The organism is Curtobacterium sp. MCBA15_016 (assembly GCF_001865105.1).
Taxonomy (GTDB): domain Bacteria; phylum Actinomycetota; class Actinomycetes; order Actinomycetales; family Microbacteriaceae; genus Curtobacterium.
On record NZ_MJGR01000005.1, the window covers coordinates 27,267 to 43,150 of the forward strand.

Consider the following 15,884-nt stretch of genomic DNA (forward strand, 5'->3'; position numbering starts at 1 on the left):
ACGTGTCCGACAGCGGAGAACGCTCCGAGCAGGCGACCCAGAAGCGCATGCGCGAGGTCCACCAGAAGGGCCAGATCGGGCGGTCGCAGGACCTCGGCGCGTGGATCGGGATCGCGGTCGCGGCACTCATGATGCCGTCCGCGATCGGCAACGCCGCCGCCGCGGGCTCCGAGCAGCTCCGAGCCGTGCAGCGCGTCATCGCCGACCCGACGATCGGCACCATGAACGCCGTGTTCCACGAGGCCCTCGGCTCGCTCGGCGGGACCCTCGGCCCGATGCTCGGGGTCGTCGCCGTCGCCGTGCTCGCCGCAGCGGTCGCGCAGGGCGGCGTGCACGTCCGGAAGCTGGCCCCGCAGCCCGAGCACTTCGACCCGATCCAGGGCTTGAAGCGGGTGTTCGGCACCCAGGCGCTCTGGAACGGGTGCAAGGCGCTCCTCAAGACCGCCGTCGTCGGCCTCGTGCTCTGGACGGCCGTGCAGGCACTCGTCCCCGTCCTCATGACGAGCGGGTCGCTGCCGCTGTCCGCCGTGCTCGACGCCGCGGCCGCCGGGACCGGCACCCTGCTGCGGGCGGCGATCGTCGCCGGCCTGGTCCTCGCCGCGCTCGACGTCTTCGTCGTGATCCGCCGCAACCGCAAGCGCACGATGATGACCAAGCGCGAGGTCAAGGACGAGAACAAGCACGCCGAGGGCGACCCGCTCGTGAAGTCCCAGCGCCGGTCCCGACAGCTCGCGATGAGCCGGAACCGGATGGTGCAGGCGATCGGCACCGCGGACGTCGTGATGACGAACCCGACGCACTACGCCGTCGCGCTGTCGTACGAGCCGGGGAAGTCCGCGCCGCGCGTCGTGGCGAAGGGCGCCGGTCCGGTCGCGGCGATGATCCGCGACAAGGCGCTCGAGGCCCGGGTGCCGATCGTCCAGGACGTCCCGCTCACCCGTGCGCTGCACGCCGCGTGCGAGCTCGGGCAGGAGGTGCCGGTCGACCTCTACACGCCGGTCGCCCGCGTGCTGTCGTTCGTCATGGCGCTCAAGGCCAGGGGCGCGGCGGCCGGGACGCACGCGCCGCCGCGGCCGACCACCCCGGACGAGGTCGCGACGGTCATCGACCCGGCCACGATCAGCGGGGACCTCCGCCCCCGGAAGCTCCGCCCGAACCCGACTCCCGAAGGGGTGCCCGCATGAACCGCAAGGACCTGCCGAAGCTCGTCGTCCCGGTCTTCATCGTCGGCATCATCCTGCTGCTGATCCTGCCGGTGCCGTCCTTCCTGCTCGACTTCCTCATCATCTGCAACATCCTGCTGGCGCTGGTGATCCTGCTCACGACGCTGTTCGTGAAGAAGCCGCTCGACTTCTCGGTGTTCCCGTCGCTGCTGCTCGTCGCGACGCTGTTCCGGCTCGGCCTGAACGTCGCGTCGACGCGGCTCGTCCTGGGCGAGGGGTTCGCCGGCGACGTCATCCAGGCGTTCGGCCACGTGGCGGTCTCCGGCTCGATCATCATCGGCGCGGTGATCTTCCTGATCCTCGTCGTCATCCAGTTCGTCGTCGTCACGAAGGGCGCCGAGCGCGTCGCCGAGGTCGGGGCACGGTTCACCCTCGACGCGATGCCCGGCAAGCAGATGGCGATCGACGCGGACCTCAACGCGGGGCTCATCACCGACGCCCAGGCGAAGGAACGCCGTGCCGCCGTGTCCGCCGAGGCCGACTTCTACGGCGCCATGGACGGTGCGTCGAAGTTCGTCAAGGGCGACGCGATCGCCGGCATCCTCATCATCGTCATCAACCTCGTCGGCGGCATCGCCATCGGCATGGTGCAGAACGGGCTGTCCATCACCGACGCCCTGTCGAAGTACGGCATCCTGACCATCGGCGACGGGCTGGTCACGCAGATCCCGGCGCTCCTCATGGCGGTGTCGACGGGCATGATCGTCACCCGCTCCGGCGCCGAGACCGAGATCGGCACCTCGGCGTCGCAGCAGCTCACCCAGTCGCGGAACGCCCTCGTGATCGCGGGCGTCGCGGCGATCGCGATGGGGTTCATCCCCGGCATGCCGATCGTCCCGTTCCTGGTCATCGGCGCCACGCTGCTCGTGATCGGGTGGCGCCTCGGGCAGAACACCAAGCGCGAGGAGGCGGCCGTCGCTCAGCAGCAGGCCATGGAGGCCGCCGCGCCGAGCGCCGACACCCCCGAGGACCTCATCGAGCAGATGCGCGTGCACGCCCTCGAGATCCTGCTCGCGCCCGACCTGGTCGACATGGTGTCCGGCGCCTCGGACGACCTGCTCGGCCGCGTCCGGGCACTCCGCCGGAAGATCGCGATCGACATGGGGATCGTCGTCCCGCCCGTCCGGACCCGCGACAGCATCGAGCTCCCGCCGTCGACCTACGCCATCCGCATCGCCGGCGTCGAGGCCGGCCGGGGCACCGCACCGTCGCGCAGCGTGCTCGCGCTCGGCGACCACCTCGAGGGCCTCCCGGGGGAGACCACCGTCGAACCGGTGTTCGGCCTCGCCGGCAAGTGGGTCCCAGCCGAGCTCCGGCACGCCGCCGAGATGACCGGCGCGACCGTCATCGACCGCGTCTCCGTGCTCGTCACGCACCTGCAGGCGATCATCGGCGACAACGCCGCGCGGCTCCTCACCCGCGAGGACGTCAAGGTCCTCACCGAGGGCGTCAAGCAGGTCAACCCCGCGGCCGTCGAGGAGCTCGTCCCCGGGATGCTCTCGCTCGCCGAGCTGCAGCGGGTCCTGCAGGGCCTGCTCGCCGAACGGGTCCCGATCAACGACCTCGGCCGGATCTGCGAGGGCCTCACGCTCCGCGCCAAGGTGTCGACCGACCCGGAGGGGCTCGTCGAGGCCGCCCGCGCCGCACTCGGCCCCGCGCTGCCCGCCCGGTACCTCGACGCCGCCACGCTCCGGGTCATCATGATCGACCCGCTGCTCGAGCAGTCGATGCTCGAGGGGCTCCGGCCGTCCGAGCAGGGGACCCAGATCGTCCTCGACGCCCACCGCATCGAGCAGGTCCTCGGGTCGCTCCGCGAGGCCGTTCGCTCCGTCGAGGACCAGGGGATCTCCGCCGTCCTCGTCTGCGCCCCGCAGCTCCGCCCGGCCGTGCACCGCATGGTCTCCGCGCAGTCGAACGGCCTGCCGGTGCTCTCCTACCAGGAGGCCACCGCCGCGGGCTCCACCATCGAGACCGTGGGAGTGGTCCGTGCCGCCGACCCGATTGCAGCGTAACGGCGCCACGCTCGACGAGCTCCGGGACGCCGTTCGCTCGGAGTTCGGACCGGGCGCACGCATCGTCGCCGCCGAGCGCGTCACCACACCGGGCATCGGCGGGCTGTTCCGCAAGGCGCACGTCGAGGCGACCGTCGAGGTCCCCGGCCCCGACGACGTCCCGACGGCGCGCGTCGCCATCGCCGACTCGCCGGTGCAGCGGGCGGGCATCGCCGCGCTCCTGGCCGACGCCGAAGCCGCGGAGGCGCGCATCGCCGGCCACGACGGCACCGCGTCCACGCGGGCTGACGCGTTCGCGTCGGTGCTCGACGGCTTCGTCGCCGACGGGATCACGGGGAGCGCCCCGCGCCCGACGCGTGCACTGCCGGAGGCGGGGGCGGAGGAGCAGGGTGGGTCGCGCCTCCTGGACGTGCCCGGTCCGTCCGCGGTACCCGTCGCGTCCGTGGTGCCCGGTCCGTCGGTCGTTCCTGGAGGGACGGCTCGGCTCGTCGACGACGTCATGGCCGAGCAGCTGGTCGCCGCCACCGCACCCACACGGCCCGCCCCGTCGGTCCGGTCCGCCGACGGCGACCTCGTGCTGCTCGTCGGGCGTCCGAACGACGTGGACGCGGCCGCCGGGATCTTCGCGACCCGACACGCACTCCGGCCGACCGACGCGGCCGACCGGCGGAGCGGGATCCTCGCCCGGGCCGAGGGCGTCCGCGACGGGTACGCGCTGCTCGCGGTCGCCGCCTGGGACGACGTCGCGACGGCCGCCGGACTCGCACCCGACCAGGTCTGGGTCGTCGTGGACGTCGGTCGGAAGCACGAGGACTCGGTCCGCATGCTCGCCGCGGTCGCCGACCGGGCCCACGTGGCCGGGGTCGTGGCGATCGGCGCGGGGGAGACCGCCACGCCGGAGTCGGTGCACCTGCTGGGAGTCCCCGTCGTGTCGCTAGGCTGAACGGGTGCTGGTACTCACGCGGAAGGTCGGCGAGCGGATCCTCGTCGGTGACGACATCGTCATCACGGTGCTCGACAGCCGCGGGGACGGCGTCCGGATCGGTATCGACGCGCCTCGCGGGGTGAAGATCCAGCGCGAAGAGGTCGTGCGCGCGGTGACCGAGGCCAACGCCGAGGCCGCTGCCGCTGCTGCCGGCGCCGGGGACGACGCCGAGGCGCGGCTCCGCCGGGCCCTCGAGGACCGCGGGCCCGCCGGCGACGCCTGACGCGCGCCCCACGTCCAGCGCTATGCGCGGGGCTTCTTCTCCTGCTCGGGCAGGCGACCCGCGGCCGCCTCGGCGGCGAACCATGCCTGCGCCTCGTCTTGCCGGGCCTGCTCGGCACCGAGCGCGATCGGTGCGCGGACGTGGCCGGCCTCGTACCCGAACGAGTCGAGCAGCTGCGGGATGACCGGCCGGACCCGGGCGACGAGGCGGTCGATGTACGCAGAGACCGCCCGTGCCCGCTGCGCCGTGATGCGCCCGTGCATGAGGTACCAGTCGAGGTGCTGCTCCAGCAGGCCGAGGGCGAACAGGTCGCGGAGCCAGACGAGCACGCGGCGGGTGTCTCCCGGCGGGACCTCGTCGATGGCCTCGGTGAAGGCCTCCCACTGCATGAGCTCGGCGTGGGCCTTGGCCGCCTCGATGAGCTCGTGCTGCGAGCGGTTGAGCAGTCGGGCACCGCGTGCGCGGTCCTTGCCGGCTGACGCGAGGCGCATGCCGATCTCGGTGACCATCGTGTCGACGCGGCCGGCGAGCAGGTCGCGCTGCGTCCTGGCGTCCTGCAGGTCCGTGACGGAGGCGGCGAGCGAGCCGCGGTCGGTCATGGTCTGCCCGAGGCGCCGGAGGCCGGTTGCGTCGGCGAGCTTCGTGGCCGCCTGGGCCGCGACGAACTTCGCGGTCGACGCCGGGTCCTTCGGCGCCTTCGCGCGGAAGTCGGTGAGCAGGCGCTTGCCGACGAGCTGGAGCAGCACGGTGTTGTCGCCCTCGAACGTCACGTAGACGTCGAGGTCGGCGCGGAGTCCGGTGAGGCGGTTCTCGGCGAGGAACCCGGCACCACCGCAGGCCTCGCGGCACTCCTGGAGCGTGTCGAGGGCCGACCACGTGGACATCGACTTGAAGGCCGCTGCCTGGGTCTCGAGGTCCTCGCGACGCTGCGGGGTGTCCTCACGCCCGCTGAACACGTCGTCGAAGGTGCGGAGGAGCTTCTCGTGGGCGAACGACTGCGCGAACACCGTGGCGAGGCGGGGGATCAACCGGCGCTGGTGCCGGCCGTAGTCGAGCAGGACACCCTCGGTGCCGTCGCCCGTCGGGAACTGGCGGCGCTGTGCCGCGTACGTCAGCGCGATCTCCAGGCCGATCTTCTGGGCGACGACCGCGGCGCCGTCGAGCGACACGCGGCCCTGCACGAGGGTGCCGAGCATGGTGAAGAAGCGGCGACCGGGCGAGGCGATCGGCGAGGAGTAGGTGCCGTCCTCGGCGACGTCGCCGTAGCGGTTCAGCAGGTTGGTGCGGGGGACGCGCACGTGGTCGAAGTGCAGCCGGCCGTTGTCGATGCCGTTCAGGCCGCCCTTGTAGCCGTCGTCCTCGCCGCCGACACCGGGCAGGAACGCACCCGCGGCGTCGCGGAGCGGCACGTAGAACGCGTGGACGCCGTGGTCGACGCCCTGCGTCACGAGCTTCGCGAAGACGACGGCGGCCTTGCCGTGCAGGGCGGCATTGCCGATGTAGTCCTTCCACGCACCGCGGAAGGGCGTGTGGATCTCGAACTCCTGGGTCGCCGGGTCGTAGGTCGCCCGCGTGGCGATGCTCTGGACGTCCGAGCCGTGCCCGGTCTCCGTCATCGCGAAGCAGCCGGGGACCTCGAACGAGACGATGCCCGGCAGGAACTCGCGGTGGTTCCGTTCGGTGCCGAGGTGGTGCACGGCCGAGCCGAACAGCCCCCACTGCACGCCGGCCTTGATCTGCATCGAGGGGTCGGCCGTGGTGAGCTCCTCGAACGCGGCGAGGTTGCCGCCGTGGTTGCTCGAGCCGCCGAACTCCTCGGGGTAGGGGCGCTGGATCGCACCCGCGTCGACGAGGATGCGGAGCTGGTCGAGCGTCCGGGCGCGAGCGTCGGCGTAGGGCATGCCCTCGACCTTGTGCATCGCCGGGTCGAGTGCGAGTCGGCGCGAGGCTCGGCGGTCGTCCGCCCAACGGCCGAGCAGGTGCTCGGCGAGCAGGTCGACGTCGATCCGGACGTCGGTGTCCGTCCCGCCGGCGGGCGTGCCCGCGGCGGGGTCGCCGGCGGCGTCGGCCTTGGGCGTGTTCGTGCTGTGGACGGGTGCGGTGTCGACCATGGTCGGAGCCCTCCTGAACTGCTCTGTCCGGTGTTGCAGAACCCACGCTATTGATCGGACCCGCGAGTCGCGTGAACGCCGTCCGGGGCTGACAACGCGGGTGGCCCGTGGGTCGGCCGCGGTCGTGGGAACCCTCCAAACGACCGCGCCCGGCGTTCCTGAGGCGAGTTCAGCGATTCGGCGTGGCCCGGCTCCGAGGGGCAGAATGTGCGGCATGTCAGGTACCACCACGCCCGCACGCGGGCGGACCTTCTTCGGGCAGCCGTTCGAGTTGTCGACGCCGTTCGCCGTCGAGCTCTGGGAGCGGTTCTCGTTCTACGGGATGCAGGGCATCGTCCTCATCTACATGTACTACACGCTCTCGCAGGGCGGACTGGGCATCGACAAGGGCGTCGCCAGCGGGATCATGGGTGCCTACGGCGGCGCCGTGTACCTGTTCACCATCATCGGCGCCTGGATCGCCGACCGGCTGCTCGGTGCGGACCGGACGTTGTTCGGCAGCGCCGTCGTCGTGATGCTCGGGCACATCGCCCTCGCGCTCATCCCCGGTGTCGCGGGCGTCGGCGTCGGCCTCGTGCTCATCGCGCTGGGCTCCGGCGGGCTCAAGGCCACGGCGACGACGATCGTCGGTGGGCTCTACAGCCGGGACGACCCCCGCCGTGACGCCGGCTTCTCGCTGTACTACCTCGGCGTGAACCTCGGGGCGTTCTTCGGGCCGCTCCTGACCGGCCTGCTGCAGAGCTCGCTCGGCTTCCACTACGGCTTCGGCCTGGCCGCCGTCGGCATGGCGGCCGGGCTCGTGCAGTACGCGATCCGCCGCCGCAAGCTGCCGGAGTCCGTGCGGCACGTCACGAACCCCGTCGACCGCCGTCGGCTCCCGCTCATCGGCGTGCTCGTCCTCGTGGCACTCGCGGTGATCGTGGTCGCCGTGCTGACCGGGCTCCTGAACGTCGACAACCTGCCCACCGTGGTCGTCGCCATCGTCATCCTCGCCACGATCGGGTACTTCGTGGTGATCCTCTCGAGCGGCATCACCGCACAGGAGCGGTCGCGTGTGTTCGCCTTCATCCCGCTGTTCATCGGCAGTGCGGTGTTCTGGTCGCTGTACCAGCAGCAGTTCACCGTCGTGACCGTCTACTCCGACGAGCGCCTCGACCGGTCCCTGTTCGGCTGGGAGATGCCGGTCTCGTGGGTGCAGTCCATCAACCCGGTCTTCATCATCGTGCTGTCCGGTGTGTTCGCGGCGATCTGGACGAAGCTCGGAGACCGCCAGCCGTCCACCCCGACGAAGTTCGCCCTCGGCACCGGCATCATGGGCGTCGCGTTCCTGCTCTTCCTGCCCTTCGTCGGCACCGGGCAGAACGGCACGCCGCTGCTCGCCCTCGTCGGGATCCTGCTCGTCTTCACGATCGCCGAGCTCCTGCTGTCGCCGGTGGGCCAATCGGTGGCCACGAAGCTCGCACCGCCGAAGTTCCAGACGCAGATGGTGGCCCTGTTCTTCCTGTCGGTGTCGCTCGGCACCGCCGTCACGGGGGTGCTCTCGCAGTACTACGACCCGACGGACGAGGCGCCGTACTTCGCCGTCCTCGGGCTCGTCGCCGTCGCGGTCGGGATCGTCCTGCTCGTCCTCGCCAAGCCGGTGCTGAAGCTCATGCGCGGCATCCGCTAACCTGAGGGCAGCCAGACCGGCCCCGGAACCAAGGAGTCACCAATGCTCGAACTCATCGCAGGCGTCATCATCGGCATCGGCGTGCTCGGTGGCGTGGGGGTCTGCATGGCCTTCGCGGCCATGATGAAGAGCGGCAACGAGGAGTACTAGCCCTCGGTGTCCGGTGCCGGCTCGACCGGCACCAGCTGACGACTCAGGACGGTCGCGCGCTCGAACGGGCCGCGACCGTCCTTCGTGTACACGGGTTCCTCGAACGCGACCGTCCAGGTGCGCTGGGTCCCGCCGAGCTGGCTGGCGCCCGGTGCGACGATGACGCCGATCGGTTCGTCGGCCCACTCCTCGCCGCCCTGGTCGGTGTCGACGACCCGCACGAGGGCGCCGATGCCGAGGCCCGGTCGGTCGTGGGGGCGGGGGCTGGGGGAGCGGCGTCCGAACACGCGCCCACCGTACCGCGCGCGGGTCAGTTCCAGATGGAGATCCAGTCGACGGACACGGTGCCCGATGCGTCCGTCGGGACGGCGCCGTGGTCGGTCCACGTCTCGCCCTGCAGGGTCACGCGCATCGGCTTCGTCGGCACGGCCTCGGTGGTGGAGGAGACGAGCTCCCCGTCCCAGTAGAAGCGGACGATGCCCGTGTCCCACTCGGTGGTGGCGACGTGGTACTCGGTGGTGTCGGTCTTCGCGTGGACCTGTACCGAGCGGTCGTACTTGACGTGACGGTTCGCGTACGTCCCCGGGATCGCGGACGCTGGGCGCGGCGATGCCCCGAGCGTGAGCGACTCCGGCCAGTCGATCTCGCCGTCGTTCCACTCGTCGGAGGACGGCCACAGCATGCCGACGAACTTGTACCCGTCGGTGACCGTGGTCTTGTAGCGGATGCTGACGCGTGCCGTCGTGTGCGGCGCGTACCCGTCCGGCATGACCGCGGCGACGAGCGGTCGGCCGTCCTCGGAGTGGAAATTGAAGTCGAGGTTGCCGTCGGCGACGGACAGCACCTTCGCAGGGGCGTACGTGCCGAGTCCGCTGGTGTCCTGGAATCCGTCGTAGAGGCCCATGCCGGGGTAGACGGATGCCACCGTGCCGAGTGCGGCGGGCTTCGTGAAGTCCTCGGCGTACGACTGCCGCCAGGTGCGGCCGTTCGACGTGACGTCGCCGACCGGGAGTGTCGTCGGCACGGCGGTCGGCGTCGCGGTCGGAGTCGGGGTCGCGGTGGGTGTGGGCGTCGGCGTCTGCGTCGGCGTCGGTGTGACCAGCGGAGTCGCTGTGGCGGTGGTCGGTGCCGCTGTCGATCCCGGTGCCGTGGAGGACGGGACACACGCAGCCAGCGCGCCGGCGACGAGGAGCCCGGTGACGATCGCGCCTGCGGTGCGTGTGCGAGTGGTCACGGTACGGTCCCTGCTGGAGTCGGTGGAGCTCCTGGCGATCGTAGTCAAGGAGTGCCCACCGGCCTGCTGTTGCCGGCACCCCAGTCCGGGGGTGGCGGTGACGGTCGCCCCGGTCGCACGACATGCCGTGCGCCCGTCGCTGAGGTCGCACGAGGTGCCGCTGCTGCCGGCGCCGGGCGGCAGTTCGTGCGACCCCGGCGGCCCGGGGACGGGCGGTCAGCCCACGGACGGGCGGCGACCCGGGGACGGGCGGCGCGCCTACGCCCCCACGGCAGCCCGCGCGATCTCGGTGATCGACGAGTGCCCGGTGTCCGGGTGCTTGCGCATCGACAGGAGCCGCTCCATCGAGGGCTCCAGCGCCGTGACCTTGTCGAGCGGCGCACTCACGACGAGCTGGAACCCGAGCCGCAGCCACGCCGTCACCGCACGCCCCGCGAACTCCGAGTCGGCCTTGATGAAGGCCTCGTCGAGGAACACCGGCGCGAACCGCGGCCGCGGCCGGGTCTCGTCGCCGAGCTGGTACCGGAGCGCGGCACCGACGATGAACGCCACGAGCTCCTGCGTCTCACCGCCGGACTTGTCGCCGAGGGACGAGTACACGCCGAGGTCGTTGCCCGCGGTGTCGTACCGCACGGCCGTGATCTCCATGTGTCGACGGACGTCGAGCACGGCGTCGCGCTGCGTGGTCCGGCCGCCACGCGGGACGGACGGGTCGGGGCGGATGACGGCCATGAAGCGTCGGAGCCGGCGGAACCGGGTCTCGAGCACGTCGTCGGTCAGCTCGGTGTCGACCGACGCCGACAGCGCCCGGAGCTCCCGGCGGAAGGCCGTGACCTCTTCGCGCGTGACCCGGCGGATCTGGATCTTCAGCCGGTCGCGGTTCGCACCGAAGGGCAGCTCGCGGAGGATCTCGTTGACCGGTTCGAGCCGCTCCTCGATCTCGACGACGGCCCGGTCGAAGGCACCGGCGAGCGGGACGAGGTCCTCGCCGCTCCACTGCGACAGGCGTCGGCGCCACTCGCTCCGGCGGGAGTGCAGGCCCGTCGCGACGATCTGGTCGAGGATGGCGCGGTAGTCCGGGTAGGACGCGACGCCGGTCCCGAGGTTCGGGTCCGGCCAGGCGTCCTGGTAGCGCTGGAAGGTCAGCGTCAACGCGGTCGAGGCCGAGGCGGCGCCGTCGAGCGCCTGCGCGAGGCGTTCCTCGAGCCGGCGCTTCAGTCGGCGGGTGGCGTCGTCGAAGCCGTCGACGCCGTCCGGCGCTCCGATCTCCTCGAACGTCTCGGACAGCAGCTGCGCCTGTCGGTCGTCCGGCAGGGCGTCTGGGGTGTCCTCGAAGCGCGACAGGATCTCGGCCGCGGCGTCTTGACCGTCCACGAGCACGGCGTGCCGCTCCTCGAGCCGGGCGACGGACTGGCGGGCAGCGGCGCGACGGTCCGACGCCTCGTCGAGGGACGCCCGGAGCCGACCCACGGCCGAACGCAGGGTGCGCAGGCCGTCGTCGGCGGCGAGGAGTGCCTGGCGTTCTTGGTCGAGGCGGGCGAGCGATTCCTCGAGCCCGACGACGTCGATCGCCTCCCACGTGACGTCGACGATGTGCTGGTGCGCGGCGCGGAGGACGTCGAGCGCCGTGATGTCCTGCGCGACGTCGGTGCGCCGGGCCTCGAGCGTGGCGAGGTCCTCGGCGATCGCGGCCAGCTCCTGCTCCACCGAGGCGACCCGCGCCTCGTTCGTGAAGCCGATGACGTTCGCCTGACGTCGGTCGCCGTGGGCACCGCGTCGACCGTCGCGGAGCTGCCCGGACTCGGTGACGCGCCGACCGCCGCCGCCGAGGTCCGCGGCGGACCCGACGCACCGGGCGTCGGTGCGGTCGGACTCGATGCGCTCGCGCACCCAGGTGCTGAACGGTGACTGCTTGATCGCGAGCTTGCCGGACACCATGGACGGGTCGCCGTCGACGTCGATGTGCGGCCCCGTCGGGACGCCCTCGAACTGCACGCGCACCGGCAGGCGGAGCGCGTCGATCGCCTCGCTGAAGTCGGCGAGGCGGTCCTGGTCGACCAGGAGCGTGCGGGCGACGGGCGCCAGGACGGACTCGATCGCCGTGCGCCAGCGCTCCTCGCCGGGCAGCACGTCGAGCAGTTCGGCGACGAAGGGCAGCTCGGACGGGTCGATGCCGGCGGCGCGGGCCATCGCCAGTCGGGCCTCGTGCATCGGCAGCGGCATGGCGCCCTGTCGGTGCTCGAGCGACTGACGCTCCTGGCGGAGGGACCGCTCGCGGTCGAGGAGCGGGTACTCCTCGCGGGTGAGGGCGTCACGGCGCTCGTCGAGCTCCGCGCGCGACGCGGGGTAGGTGCCGAGGAACTCGTGCGACGCCCGCTGCGCGGCGGTGAAGGACTGCTCGGTGGACACGGGCGACCCGAGCACGGCCGTCCGCTCGTCGAACGTCGCCCGGGTGCGGACGACGGCGTCGCGCTCGCGCGTCCGACGGTCGATGCGGTCCTCGAGCTGCGCCAGCGCGTTCCCGCCCTGGTCGCGGAGCCGGGCCTCGGCATCGCGCAGCTCGATCTCGACCGCGGCGTGCCGGGCCTCCGCCGCGGCGACCTCGGCGCGGGCAGCCGTGCGTTCGCGCCCGTTGCGGTCCACCTCGGCGTCCAGGAGCGCGCGCTTGCGCGATGCGGTCCAGTGCGCGAACGGGGAGACCTCGGCGCCGGTCGCGATCCCGTCGAGCGCCTCGGCCGCGGCCCTCGAGCGCGCGATCTCGGCGTGCAGTTCGGTGATGGGGGAGAGGATGCGGACCTTGCGCTCCTCGGTGTCCATCGCCTCGTACGCCTCGTCGAGGGCGGAGAAGTGCGCGAGGGCGCGGTCGGCGGCCTCGTACGTGCCCGGCGTCTCGAGCACGAGCGACTTGTACAGGGCGTCGACGGTCGGCAGGTGCTGCCCGGCCTGGATGCGCGCGAGGAGCCGCATCGCCCGGTTGCCGCCGCCGGAGTCGCCGATCCCGAGGCGGGTCTGCAGCGTGTACGCGAGCTCCTGGTAGGTGTCGCGGATGACGAGCCCCGGCACGCGTCCGGTGAGCTCGAGGTGGTGGAACCGCGTCGGCACGAACTCCTCGAGCCGGCGCAGGTCGAACGTGTCGTCCACCGTCGCCATGGTCATCTGGATGTCGCCGACGCCCCGCGCACGCTTCGGCACGATGTACGCGCGCAGCACCGTGAAGCGCCGCTCGTCGTCGTTCCGGAACGTCACCGCGACGGCACCCCACGTGGTCTGGTCGTCGCCGCGCAGGTTCACGTCGCGCAGGGCGCCGGACTCGGGGTCGCGACGGGTGTCCACCTTGCCGCGCAGGTACGTCAGCAGGTTCCGCTGGTCGGCACTGCGCGCGCGCCCGGTGGTCGCGTCGTTCGACGCGCCGTTGAACGGCACGTCCGACGGCATCATCACGGCGAGGTACGCGTCCATCAGTGTCGACTTGCCGGTGCCGGACGCGCCCGAGATGAGCGTCGCGGTGCCGGACAGCTCGACCTGGCGGTGGCCGTGGAAGCCGCCCCAGTTCACGACCTGCATCGACTCGGCGCGCCACTGCGCGACCGTGTCGAACAGGGCCGGGATCTCGAAGGTGTCGGTCACGCTTCCGTCTCGCCTTCGTCGTCGGTGTCGGTCTCGTCGGCCAGGAGGGACGGGTCGTCCCCGTCGGTCGGCTCGCCGTCCGGGGTGGTCGCGTCCCCGGGCGCGGCGGCGGTCCGCGACGCTGTGCTCGCCAACCACGTGTCGAGGTCGCGCAGCCGCTCCAGCGGGAGCAGCACCTCCACCACGCTCGCGACCCGGAACCGGTCCGGGTCGCTCGTCTTCAGCAGGATCCGGGCGGTCACGAGGCGTTCGACCGCCTTCGCCACGCGGCCCTCGTCACGGGTGCGGTCGGTCGCCGTCGCGGGGCGGAACCCGGCGACGTGCCCGAGGATCTCGGAGCGGTCGACGACGACCTGGTCCGGGCCCGGGCGGGTGTCGGCGCGGAGGCGCATGCGCAGGTAGACGAGGACGATCGTCTCCTCGCGCGTGTACGGGACGTCGCGCAGCAGGGTGGGGAAGCCGCGGCGCTGGCTCTCGGAGCGGGCCTGACGCTTCCAGGCGACCTCGCGGTCGCGGTCCACGTGCAGTTCGAGGAACAGGTCGTTGAGGCGCGAGCGGAGCTGGTACTCCGCGTCGAGCACGGCGCGCCACTCGTCGGCGTGCGTCCGTGCACTGACGTAGGAGTTGCGGAGCAGCGCCACGAGGGCACGGCGCTGCCGGTCGTCCAGTCGTCCCTCGTCGCCCTCGAAGAGGGCGAAGCTCGTCTCGTCGCGCTCGTCGCGCTCGTCGTCCTGCGGGACGGGTGCGGGGTCGTCGTACGGGACCGTCTCGTCGACCGGTGCCGGCGTCGTGTCGCTCACCGCGCCTCCTGTGCGTGTTCGTCGTTCGTGTCTGGCGTCCGGTCGTGGCGCTCGTCGGTGAGCGCCGCGGTCGGCATGTGGAAGGTGACCGGGCTGCCGTCGGGACGGACCGTCCGGTGCTCCGCGAGGTGCGTGGCGGACTCGAAGTCCTCGTGACCGGTGAGGAGGTGCGCGAGCCCGAAGAGCTCGACCGGACGCCGCTGCTCCGGCGGCAGGCCGTGGAAGGCGTCGACGCTGGAGTCGGCCTCGGCCCAGCGCAGTGCCGCGCGGAGCTCGGTGAGGAGCGGTCCGCCGTGTCGCCGGAGCGTCTCCACGTCGAGTTCCTCGAAGACGTCGTCGTCCGGCTCCTCGATCGCGGGCGGCACGGACTCGGCGTCCGGGTCGTAGAACCGTTCGCGCAGCGTGCCGACCTCGGCCGTCGCCGGCAGGAGGCCGAGGGGCAGCCGGTCGCGCGCCGACCCCTGCTCCATCCAGGTCGCGAGCCCGCGCTCGATCGACCGGATGACGGCGTCGAGCTCGCGGTCGCGGGCGACGTCGTGCGCGACGATCTGGTCGCGCAGGGTCGCCGTGAGCTGTCGTCGCTGGGCGAGGACGTCCTCGATGCCCTGGCGGAGGATGACCACCGTGTTGCGGAAGGCCCGGCGCTCGGACGCCCCGAGGGAGTCCGCGAAGGGGTGGGCCAGGATCGTCGCGATGTCGTCTCGGAGCCGCAGCAGCAGGGCGTCGTCGCGGAGCAGCTCGAACGCCCCCTCGAACGCACGGCCCTCGGGCGTGGCCTGCATGAGGTTGTCCGTGCGGGCGAGGTAGTCGTCGAGGATCTCGCCGATCGGACGGACCTCTTGCCGGAAGTCCTCGACGATCGAGCGGTGCATCGTCGCCACCGCTTCCTCCACACGCTTGAAGTCGCTCGGGAGCTGGCGGATCAGGTCGGAGATGTTCGTGTAGCCGTCGCGCATCCGGGCGTCGTCCACGGTGTCCACGTCACCGTGCTCGAGTCGCTCCCGCTCGGCCTGGAGCTCGGCGATCTGCGCGTCGATGCGGCGGATCTGCACGTCGGGGTCGGGCTCGGCGCGGGCGGCCCAGCGGTGCACGGCGTCGACGATCATCGCGAGCCGGCTCTCGCTGATGAGCGCCCGGTCGGACGACAGGGCGTCGACGAGGGACAGGGCCTCGAGCGCGTGGCTCGTCAGGGAGTACTGCTCGTCGCCGTCGGGGGAGTTCGAGCGGACGAGCCACTGCGCGGCGACCCATTCGCGGCAGAGGGCGCGGCCGTTCGGTCGGGCGTCCTGCTCGGGCTGCTCCGCCTGCTCGCTCGCGGGGGTGCGCGCGCCGGCGGCCTGGAGCCGTGCGACGTGCTCCTCGACCTGCAGGTGCATCCGGTCCGCGGGGACGTACTGCACGTCGCGGTCGAACACCGTGCGGAACACGGCGAGGACGACGGCACTGGTCGGCCGGGACATCAGCCGGAGGGTCGGACGGTCGAGGACTGCCCGGACCCGGGCGAACTCGAGGTCGACGTCGGTCATGCGCCCCTTCGTCCGATCTGGCTGGTGACTGTCTCAACAGATGCGAAGAGCCCGACGCTGTTGCGCCGGGCTCTTGCGGGTGGGTGGGCGATACCAGACTCGAACTGATGACCTCTTCGGTGTGAACGAAGCGCGCTACCAACTGCGCCAATCGCCCCCTGCACTGTGCGTGCCAGTCGATAGTAGCGGATGCCGGGGCCGGTGCCGAACACAGCGCGCGTCCCGGGTGTGGCGCGGACGGTGGAACCCGCCCGATCCGCATGAACACGGGGGACACGCCCGGTGAACGAGGAGGATTTTGGTGGATGCCCTCGGGTTCGTATA

General features: G+C 72.0%; 11 protein-coding genes and 1 tRNA gene. 5 read left to right on the forward strand and 7 right to left on the reverse strand.

Annotated elements, in window-relative coordinates; translation table 11 throughout:
* Positions 1-2: 2 nt before the first annotated feature.
* From BIV03_RS03120 to csrA, 4 genes are read left to right on the forward strand one after another with little or no spacing between them, the layout of a single operon-like run.
* Positions 3-1,184, forward strand: a complete 1,182-nt coding sequence (locus BIV03_RS03120) for a flagellar biosynthesis protein FlhB (RefSeq protein WP_071294623.1) — start codon at positions 3-5, stop codon at positions 1,182-1,184.
* Positions 1,181-3,235 carry a flagellar biosynthesis protein FlhA gene (locus tag BIV03_RS03125; RefSeq protein ID WP_071294624.1) on the forward strand — a complete coding sequence of 685 codons (2,055 nt, stop codon included), beginning with the start codon at positions 1,181-1,183 and terminating at the stop codon, positions 3,233-3,235. Before BIV03_RS03120 ends, BIV03_RS03125 begins: the two co-directional genes overlap by 4 nt.
* Positions 3,210-4,178: a hypothetical protein gene (locus BIV03_RS03130; RefSeq protein ID WP_139201843.1), complete on the forward strand. Its 969-nt coding sequence runs from the start codon at positions 3,210-3,212 to the stop codon at positions 4,176-4,178. Before BIV03_RS03125 ends, BIV03_RS03130 begins: the two co-directional genes overlap by 26 nt.
* A gap of 4 nt (positions 4,179-4,182) precedes the next feature.
* Positions 4,183-4,443, forward strand: a complete 261-nt coding sequence (csrA, locus tag BIV03_RS03135; protein ID WP_070418910.1) for a carbon storage regulator CsrA — start codon at positions 4,183-4,185, stop codon at positions 4,441-4,443.
* A gap of 20 nt (positions 4,444-4,463) precedes the next feature.
* Here the strand turns inward: csrA and BIV03_RS03140 are convergent, their stop codons facing one another.
* On the reverse strand, positions 4,464-6,554 hold the full coding sequence (locus BIV03_RS03140; RefSeq protein WP_071294626.1) for an acyl-CoA dehydrogenase: 2,091 nt from the start codon (positions 6,552-6,554) through the stop codon (positions 4,464-4,466).
* Between the two features lie 205 nt (positions 6,555-6,759).
* Between BIV03_RS03140 and BIV03_RS03145 the strand changes: the two genes are divergently transcribed.
* Complete coding sequence (locus BIV03_RS03145; RefSeq protein ID WP_071294627.1) at positions 6,760-8,223, forward strand: peptide MFS transporter; 1,464 nt, start codon at positions 6,760-6,762, stop codon at positions 8,221-8,223.
* A 146-nt stretch (positions 8,224-8,369) separates the two neighbouring features.
* Here BIV03_RS03145 and BIV03_RS03150 read toward each other — a convergent pair whose 3' ends face one another.
* From BIV03_RS03150 to BIV03_RS03175, 6 genes are all read right to left on the reverse strand, one after another.
* Positions 8,370-8,660, reverse strand: a complete 291-nt coding sequence (locus tag BIV03_RS03150; RefSeq protein WP_254790702.1) for a hypothetical protein — start codon at positions 8,658-8,660, stop codon at positions 8,370-8,372.
* 23 nt (positions 8,661-8,683) lie between these two features.
* Positions 8,684-9,397: a glycoside hydrolase family 16 protein gene (locus tag BIV03_RS03155; RefSeq protein ID WP_139201844.1), complete on the reverse strand. Its 714-nt coding sequence runs from the start codon at positions 9,395-9,397 to the stop codon at positions 8,684-8,686.
* A gap of 468 nt (positions 9,398-9,865) precedes the next feature.
* A complete protein-coding gene (locus BIV03_RS03160) occupies positions 9,866-13,234 on the reverse strand; it encodes an ATP-binding protein (RefSeq protein WP_071294629.1) in 3,369 nt (1,122 codons plus the stop codon).
* The gene (locus BIV03_RS03165; protein ID WP_071294630.1) at positions 13,231-14,034 is read right to left on the reverse strand and encodes a DUF4194 domain-containing protein; all 804 of its coding nucleotides are present in this window, start codon (positions 14,032-14,034) and stop codon (positions 13,231-13,233) included. The genes BIV03_RS03160 and BIV03_RS03165 overlap by 4 nt, the downstream gene beginning before the upstream one ends.
* Positions 14,031-15,560, reverse strand: coding sequence for a DUF3375 domain-containing protein (locus BIV03_RS03170; RefSeq protein WP_071294631.1), 1,530 nt, complete (start codon positions 15,558-15,560; stop codon positions 14,031-14,033). Before BIV03_RS03170 ends, BIV03_RS03165 begins: the two co-directional genes overlap by 4 nt.
* Before the next feature lie 84 nt (positions 15,561-15,644).
* Positions 15,645-15,717: transfer RNA gene (locus tag BIV03_RS03175), tRNA-Val, on the reverse strand.
* Between the last annotated feature and the right edge of the window lie 167 nt (positions 15,718-15,884).

What these genes read in the sequence shown, in the direction of transcription:
- BIV03_RS03125 (WP_071294624.1), top strand. Translation starts at nt 1,181, where the DNA reads ATGAACCGCAAGGACCTGCCGAAGCTCGTCGTCCCGGTCTTCATCGTC.
- BIV03_RS03140 (WP_071294626.1), bottom strand. Translation starts at nt 6,554, where the DNA reads ATGGTCGACACCGCACCCGTCCACAGCACGAACACGCCCAAGGCCGAC.
- BIV03_RS03145 (WP_071294627.1), top strand. Translation starts at nt 6,760, where the DNA reads ATGTGCGGCATGTCAGGTACCACCACGCCCGCACGCGGGCGGACCTTC.
- BIV03_RS03170 (WP_071294631.1), bottom strand. Translation starts at nt 15,560, where the DNA reads ATGACCGACGTCGACCTCGAGTTCGCCCGGGTCCGGGCAGTCCTCGAC.